The organism is Rubripirellula obstinata, assembly GCF_001642955.1.
In the GTDB taxonomy this organism is placed as follows: domain Bacteria; phylum Planctomycetota; class Planctomycetia; order Pirellulales; family Pirellulaceae; genus Rubripirellula; species Rubripirellula obstinata.
This window is the reverse complement of record NZ_LWSK01000179.1, coordinates 1-8171: the sequence shown is the minus strand read 5'-3', so window position 1 is coordinate 8171 and position 8171 is coordinate 1. Positions and strand designations below refer to the sequence as shown.

General features: G+C 54.6%; 8 protein-coding genes. 7 read left to right on the top strand and 1 reads right to left on the bottom strand.

The annotated features are described in order from the left end of the window. A partial coding sequence (locus tag RC85_RS28660) for a hypothetical protein (protein ID WP_238383211.1) occupies positions 1-652 on the top strand: 652 nt, incomplete at its 5' end. Positions 653-788: 136 nt separating this feature from the next. Here RC85_RS28660 and RC85_RS23990 read toward each other — a convergent pair. After that, positions 789-2276: an IS110 family RNA-guided transposase gene (locus RC85_RS23990; RefSeq protein WP_200836813.1), complete on the bottom strand. Its 1488-nt coding sequence runs from the start codon at positions 2274-2276 to the stop codon at positions 789-791. Between the two features lie 430 nt (positions 2277-2706). Here RC85_RS23990 and RC85_RS23980 point away from each other — a divergent pair, with 430 nt between their 5' ends. The 6 genes from RC85_RS23980 to RC85_RS23950 all read left to right on the top strand — a co-directional run bounded on the left by RC85_RS23980 (position 2707) and on the right by RC85_RS23950 (position 8021). After that, the gene (locus RC85_RS23980; protein WP_068267280.1) at positions 2707-3120 is read left to right on the top strand and encodes a DUF6228 family protein; all 414 of its coding nucleotides are present in this window, start codon (positions 2707-2709) and stop codon (positions 3118-3120) included. A gap of 123 nt (positions 3121-3243) precedes the next feature. Then, positions 3244-3933, top strand: coding sequence for a hypothetical protein (locus RC85_RS23975; protein WP_149753226.1), 690 nt, complete (start codon positions 3244-3246; stop codon positions 3931-3933). A 125-nt stretch (positions 3934-4058) separates the two neighbouring features. Next, a complete protein-coding gene (locus RC85_RS23970; RefSeq protein ID WP_068267278.1) occupies positions 4059-4601 on the top strand; it encodes a hypothetical protein in 543 nt (180 codons plus the stop codon). 1486 nt (positions 4602-6087) lie between these two features. Then, on the top strand, positions 6088-6771 hold the full coding sequence (locus tag RC85_RS23960) for a hypothetical protein (protein ID WP_068267276.1): 684 nt from the start codon (positions 6088-6090) through the stop codon (positions 6769-6771). A 111-nt stretch (positions 6772-6882) separates the two neighbouring features. After that, positions 6883-7575, top strand: a complete 693-nt coding sequence (locus RC85_RS23955) for a hypothetical protein (protein WP_068267275.1) — start codon at positions 6883-6885, stop codon at positions 7573-7575. 104 nt (positions 7576-7679) lie between these two features. Then, positions 7680-8021 (top strand): hypothetical protein, encoded by a 342-nt coding sequence (locus tag RC85_RS23950; RefSeq protein WP_149753467.1) that lies wholly within the window; start codon positions 7680-7682, stop codon positions 8019-8021. The last annotated feature ends 150 nt before the right edge of the window (positions 8022-8171 follow it).

Sequence of the window (8171 nt, the reverse complement as noted above, 5' to 3'; positions counted from 1 at the left end):
CGCTGACGGACCGCATCGCAATGGTGCATTGCGGATAACCATTGCATGCACCGGAGTGGCGGCCGCACGCTTTCCTCTCTGCTTGCACGTCAAATCCCGCCACCTCGGTGATGCATACCGTTATCCGACTGAGAAACCCTACATGACTTCTGACATCACTCCCGCTCGAGGCCCAAGGAGATTCCAGTGGAGTCTCGTCGGCTGGTTCGGCGCGTCGCTAGGAGGGTCGTGTTGGCTGGCTGTGGCTGCTGCAAAGCTGGCTATGAACGGCGAACCCAGGCTCGCTATCATTCCACTTGTTTCATGCGTTGCAATTGTTGCGCTAGCCAGCTTGCTTTGGACGCGGCGGCATAGCGTACCGCCGTTCTCCGCTTTTCTCGCTCTTCTCGCCTCGTTCGCTGTCGTCGTTCCCACTGCACTCTACATCATTGGTTGCTTCGCTTCTGAACGGTCACTCGCGGCCCTAAATTGGCCGGAAACTTCGCTGGTTCCTTTGTTCGCCTTTCTTGGTGTTGCACTCGTCACTGGCCAATTCTGCATTCTTGAATACTCGTTCCCAGCCCGTCCGGTCGACTCTGTCGACGCGAACGCGAACGGAGATCGCGGATCTCCAGGAACTGCGCATCGCGACCCCGCTTCGGGAGGGCATTGAGGATTGGTTTTTCACTCGAAGTGGTCGTTTTTGATGGTTCAATGGCTGCTTTGCATGCGTTTTGGCGATGGTTTTCTTGCTCGGCGCGCAACGGTAGCGCAACGCTCCGATGAGAACGTTTGTTTTCCAAGGCAAGCTAGGCTGCGGTGTTGGGGGACAACCCGAAGCCCATCTGCTCGGCGCGACGCCGGAGGTTATTGACGATACGCTCACGGTAGCGAGCGTCGTAAGCTTCAGCACCGTGATCGACGTAAGGGCGACCCGTCTTGATCATCGTGTAAACGATAATTGCCAATTTGCGAGCGACCGCCGTGACAGCACTAGCTGCACCGTCGCGAGCTTTGATTCGACGGGCGAAGGCGCCCAGGGCGCACTTTGAGTTGATCAACGTCTGAGCGCAGACACGAAGGATCTGAGCTGCTCGGTTGTTGCTGCGATGCGTCCGACTCTTGCCTTTCTTCTGCTTGCGACCGCCTGACTTATGCTGCTCCGGGCACAAGCTCAGCCAACTCGTAAAATGATTCTCAGTCGGCCAAGCACTCATCTCGATCCCGATCTCCGAAATCAGCTGCAGTGCCGAATGCTCCGCGATGCCGTCGACCACCGTGAGGTCAATTCCGATCAGTCGATACAGCATTTCCCGGGTGTCAAACTTCGGTTCATTGGTGCGTTTGCTGCGTTGGCGACTGCGAGGTTTCTTTTCCAGCGTCTGGCCATCGGACTTGTCCTGCAGCGTCAGCATGTACGCTTCAATTCGCTCGTCCACCTCGGCGATCTTCTGGTGGTAGTAACGGTAAAGGTCGACCGCCTGCTCAAGAGAGAACAGGTGGTCCTCACGCCAGTTACCATGCAACGCCAACGCAATGGTTGCCTCATCGTTTGAGCAGCGATCGTGCCGAAGCTTGGCAAGCTCATGAGGATCACGCTGACCCGAAAGAATCGCGTCGATGATCGACATCCCTGTCACCCCGCATATATCGCTGATCACTTCAGTCAACTTCAAATTCATCTGCTCCATCGCTTTTTGCATATGCTGGACATGCCTGGAAGATTGCTTGACCAACATCTCGCGTTGCCGCATGTAATTGCGAAGCACGATGATCTCATCAGTGGGGCGGAAAGAACCGGTCAGCAAACCGAAGCTATGCAGGGTTTGAATCCACTGACTGTCCAGGACATCGGTCTTGCGACGGAACTTTTTGATTTGACTCGGTTCGACCAGCATGACTTCAAAGCCACGCCGCTCGAGAAGTTCATAGAGCGGGATCCAGTAGACGCCGGTCGATTCCATCGCCACGCTGGTAATGCGGCACTCGGTGAGCCAATCGGCGATGCCGTTGAGGTCGGCGGTAAAGGCACCAAAACTGCGGACGTGATTCTCAGGGTCGCGGCCTTCGGGGACGGCGACGAAATGAATGCCAGAGGCAATGTCAATCCCGGCGGCGTTGAAGTTGATCTGCTTCATCTGGTCGATATTGGGCGGTGCATTGTCGACGGGTAATCCACCACGACGTGGCTGGTTCTTCGGACCGGAGGCCTTGGGGGCGGAGGTCTTGCGAGCGGAGAGTGGCTTTTTGTTTCCGCTACCGCTGCGAGACTTGCTTTTCGATTTCTTACGTGACATGATTAGGTCTCCTGGAGTTGAAATGCCGGGACAAAAATGCACGGATCGGGCGTACTGAGCTTGAAGTCATTAGGTTCGACGGGCGAGGTCGTGCTGGGACGCTTCGCGTCCCAGCGTGCCATCAATGCCAACGCCAAGAGCTCAGCAGGACCAAGATAACCAGCGGGGTCTACGCCACCAATCCGCAGACGGTCTCCGCGACCCGATCCGTGCGCTTTATTGATCGCACAAATTGCACTCGCTTGCAAGCAAAATTTCAGTTCCTCCCAAGCCTCCTCTTCGCGCGCGAAGTTAGTCAGATAACCATGGGATGCACCGGAGTACGGCTTGCGCGATTTTCTGTGATGGTTGACTTTTCTCTCCGTACCCGGTGATCCCGGCCGTTATCCGACTGAAATCCCCGCTGAACCGAATTGCTAGCGTTCTCTATATGGACACCGTAACCATACCCTCAGCAAATCGCGCCTCGTCATTGACACTGTTCGATCGTGAACCCGAAGATCGTGAGCAAGAGCTAACGCACTTCTCTGTCCGATTCGTCGACACCGACATCACTGCTGGCACGCGGGTATACGGCTACATGTGCGGTGGTTTACTTGACGCTTTCGATCGCATCGCCTCGGACTGGCAGACCTTCGCAGGGCCACTTGAGTGGTCGTCGCTTGAAACCGAGTTCTCACTCACGATTACACACGACGGGCTTGGCCACTTTACGATACGTACTGCATTGTCCCGCGACCTGCACGACGATGGATGGGGGGCTGTTAATCACTTGCGTCTCGAAACGTCACAATTAGATCGCATCGCTTCCGACCTGCGTGCATTCATGGGAAACTGCTCCTAAATGCTCGACCCAAAACGGCGGATAACCAAAGGATGCACCGGAGTGGGGCTTGCGGCTGCTTTCTGATGGTTACCTTTTCCCTTCCCACCCGGTGATCCCGGACGTTATCCGACTGAGCCGCTCATGCTTGACCGATCCGAACTTGACCATGCTATCGACCTTCAACAGAGGAGCTACTGCTTGCTGAAATGGATGGCATCGGCGGTTCGCGATGGCTTCATCGAATTCAAGACTGCACACAATTACTCCACACTTCCCGAGGCAGCACTCGGCTGGATTGACGGGCACTATCTCAACATTCCCGCAGACGCACGAGTCGAACGCGAACTGCTGCCGGCGTTTACCTCCTTCTTCTCGACCTACCTCGAAAATTCCTTCGATTTAGTCGCCGAACCCGGCAAACAGCTCTACTCGCCTGATGCCCACTGTTTCTGCCCAATGTGTTCATGGCTAATTGACGCTCCGAACCTCAAAACTAAACGCGTTGGCCCGCGTGACAAGCGTCGGGCGGATAAACTTCGTTCCGACGCGCTCGCACAACTTGCGATCGAACGCTCGACTCCCAAAACCGACTCCGAAATTGCAACCTACTTGTCCGATCATGACTGCCGACGCGATGCTGCACTGATCGCATACGGACACGACCTGCTTGAACGCGTCAACGGGATTGCGAATGGCCCGGCAATACTGTCGCTTTGGCGTGGTTTCGCCTGGTCGCCATCCGGTTCACCGATCCCAAAGTTCAAACTTACATCCGACTGCATTCTCGACGCAGAGCAACGGCTCATCGACGCCCTGCTAAATCGCGGATAACCATGGCATGCACCGGAGTGGGACTTGCGGCCGTTTCCTGATGGTTACTTTTTCCCTTCCCACCCGGTGAATCCGGACGTTATCCGACTGAAATTCCCTCGTCTCTCTGCTTCCAAAGGTTAAACATGTTTCGCCGAACACTAATCGCTGTCTCACTTGCAGTTCTACTCGCCTCGAACACCATTGCGGATGAGGGACAGCCATCGCACCTTCGTAACGAAACGCTGATAGTCGCCAGAATTGGCGACTCCAACGCTTTCACCGCGTACAGCAAGCATTCTGGGAAATGGTCTACCCATGCTTTTGCGGAAGGCGCGACCGTTGTTCCGGTCATGGGGGAAACACTCGCTGCGTTTAAAGTTTCCGGCGAGTCTGTTACGGAACTTGTCGCAGTAGACAAGAATGGTGCCTGGAAAACCCAGAAGCTGCCGAAACCTGGTTCTCGAACCTGTACCCCAGTTATTGGCACTGATGTCGCTGCATTCTCGATTGACGGAACTGTATACGGATTCAGCGGCTTAACTGGGTCTTGGGACACTGCGCCCTTGTCTGGCCCGCCTCAAGTCGCGGAAGACTTTGCGATGGTTTTGTCCGATGACCACATTTGTGTGTTTAGTGGCTTCACTGGATCTTGGGCCAAATCCCCTGCACTCACCGTATCCAAGTAGCGGCGGATAACCAAAGGATGCACCGGAGTGGGGCTTGCGGCTGCTTTCTGATGGTTACTTTTTCCGTCCCCACCCGGTGATCCTAGACGTTATCCGACTGAGTCCTCGGTCGTGGCGGCGGACTCTGCGGGGCACAGTCAATGCCTTGATTTGTTGATCGCTCACTTACTCCTACACTTCGCCCCGCTTCATTTGCTTGCGACTGGACTTTCAGATCGTTACTCTGGGCCGTACTGGTCGATCCCAACGGTTGCTCGCGTCGCGGGTCACCGACGGGGCGGGACGCCGGCGATACATGATCCAACCCTCGCCATGATTCGATCCCCGATTCCGAAGACCTTTACCGCGATTCAAAACTTGTTCATGTGGCGACGTCCCGTCGATGTTTTCTGCTTCGCAGGCTATGCTCGATCCAGTATGGCGGCGTCCCGCCGATGTTTTCTGCTCGCGCAGGTCATGCTCGATTCACACCGATGTACTCCCACTGTCTTCTCTCACGCTTGTCCCACGCGCATGCCGCTAGTTTCCATCGTATCCCATGCCGACGGATAACCAAAGGATGCACCGGAGTGGGGCTTGCGGCTGCTTTCTGATGGTTACCTTTTCCGTCCCCACCCGGTGATCCTAGACGTTATCCGACTCAAGAAACCCGTACTCAAATGGACCGTTGATGACTACGCGACGCCTGATTGCGTTCACCGCGTTAACATCGTTCGCGATCGCGATCACCTCAACGTGGTTTCCTGTTGGACTTTTTGCAGCCTCTTTTCTCCCTCTCGCATTTGTTTTGCTTTGCCTTACGTCGGTTCGGAATCACCGCTTTGCCTTCATTTCATTGATTGTGCTTTCATTTATACCGGTTTACTTGCTTTCTACAGGCCCGTTGAATGCCGTTCTTGACGCACGAAAACTCCATGGGAACACGTCGCCACGATTGCACCGCGTGCTCAAAGTTGTTTATTATCCTCCCACACTAATACCTTGGCCGCGCGCTTGCCGCGATGTCCTGTATCGCTACCATGGTGATTGGAGCGAGATCGGAATGAGGTATCGCAACACGGAGCCAGGTGTTCCGTGAATCCCTCTGGGTTCCTTATCTAGACTTCTGTGTGGTGTTTACTGGCGGATAACCATGGCATGCACCGGAGCGGGGCTTGCAAGATTTCACAAATGGAAAATCAACCGTCCCCGCCCGGTGATGCCGGACGTTATCCGACTGAGCTGCGGACACTTGCTGCCCGCCTCGCGCCCTGCGGGGGCACAACCAACGAACGACCAAACGCGATTTGCCCCCAACGCTCGATCAATACCCAAGCGCCGACTGCCCTGCGGGGCATCAACCGACGCCCGATTTCCAATGCTCAATCAATGCTGAAGTGCTGGTTGCACTGCGTGGCACCAACCAACGCCTGGCTGTGGATACTCGATATACCACTGCTCGCCGAAACTTGCTTGAACGTCCGCTCTTTGTTACGCTTCCAACATAGTGATTGTCACCCACAGGGACGAAGTTCGCGACGACGGAGCACATCGCAACGGTGTATTGCGGATAACCATTGCATGCACCGGAGTGGCGGCCGCACACTTTTCTCTCTGCTTGCACGTCAATCGCCGCCACCTCGGTGATGCTTACCGTTATCCGACTGAGCGCCCCCCTCCAATGAACGACACTCGCCAGCATGGGCCAACTGTACTCGTCACCGTTGGTGCAGTGCTCGCGCTCTTCGCTTCCGGTGCGATTGCGTTGTTCGCCTTCGTTGGCTGGGGGCTCACGACAGGACGCCTCGCAGATACTAAGGTTTTGAGCGGCAACAAAATTCCACCGAGAATTGCAACTTCAGTTACCGTTGCCGCTGGACTCTTACCGGGCGAACAGATATCGCACTTTTATTCCGCTTCCATGACGCCTCAAGGCGATGGAAACGTACTCACGAACAAACGCGTGATCTCTTATGTGAACGACGGATCGAACGCTTGGTGCACTTCGGTCGACCTCGGCGATATTGCCTCCGTCCGTTTGCTTGCAAGCGATAGTTGGCTCGAAGACTCCACTATTGTCGTAACATCAAGCGACGACTCAGAGCTTATTCTGTATGCAAGCACCGAGGATGGGGGCGATTTGCGTTTCGCCGATGCTATCCGTGTCGCCGCGGTGGATGATGGCGGATAACCATGACATGCACCGGAGTGGCGGTGGTCAGTCTTTCGCCTGCTTGCAAATCTTTCGCCGCCACCCGGTGATGTCTACCGTTATCCGATTTAAGTGCTTCCAGTTGCTCCCATGAACAATACCGTCCTCTGCTTCGCTATCCTAGCTTGCTTTGCAGTCCCCTTTATCGATGCAGTAAGTGCGGACGAAGAAAACTCGTCCGGCGTGACCTGCCCACCTTTCGTTGGAAAGCTTGCGCTGGAATACACTCGCTCCCAAGAAGTTGACGCCAAAGCAAAAAGCTCGATCGCCGATTGCTACACTCAAGGATTCTTTAGGGGGTACACAGGGCATTCTGAGTTTGGCCCGCTGAAACCAGAACACAGCAAACTCGTAGGAAAGACACAAGTATCGATACTGAACGCTTATGATAGCGGCATCAGGTCTGGGAGAAAGCACCGAGAGAACTTCCCCGAATCCAGAGAATCCATTTTTACCGGCTTTGGATACAAGCTTGTTAAGCTTGCCGGAGTGTGGACGACAGGCTTTGAGACATCCTGCTTTCGACCTGTTGACAAAAAGGTAGCCACCGGATGCATTTGGCTAACCGCCGAGCGTGCTGCGTCAATCAACGTTTCCTGGACGCCTACCCCGATTCCCGAAAAATTCCGAAAACATATAAAACTAGGCTCCGTGAAGCACGCAAACGTTGTTGTTGCCGGCTACATTAGCAACCCAGGGAAATTTGGCCATCTGAATTCATATGAACACCAGATCTTTGCCATATCAATTAAACCAATAGATCCGAAGAATACTGACGGATAACCATGGGATGCACCGGAGTACGGCTTGCGCGATTTTCTGTGATGGTTGACTTTTCTCTCCGTACCCGGTGATCCCGGCCGTTATCCGACTGAAGAATGGCACTGATGCCTCGACGATTCATCTCAATGCGTTTTCGCTATTCGCTTCGCACGATATTGGTCGCCGCCATCCTCGCTTCGTGCTATTTTGCGTGTGCACGCCCAACCAAGACCACCGGGGTTCGCGACCTTTGCGACCACGTCAACCCACAAGAGGACTTGAGAACTCGAGGATCCTCAACGATTCTGCCATACTTTGTTCCACCACCTGAAGCGAGCTACGTAGTTCCACTTGTCGTCCGATTCCCAACGACCGTTGTGACGCCCGAAGGCTACGAGATTGTCATCAATGGATCTCACGACCACTACCTTTGGTTGTTTGGCTGGATTGTTCCTTTGCCGTGTTAACAATCCAGATCCCAATTAAAACGGCGGATAACAAATAAGTCTTTGACATCGCGAGCTTGCGAGCCGATGTTCAAGGACTCGGTTCAAGTAGCCCGGCTATTCAGCCTTGGGATTTGCTTCGTCCGAGTGAAGATGACGACCTGAAGAAGG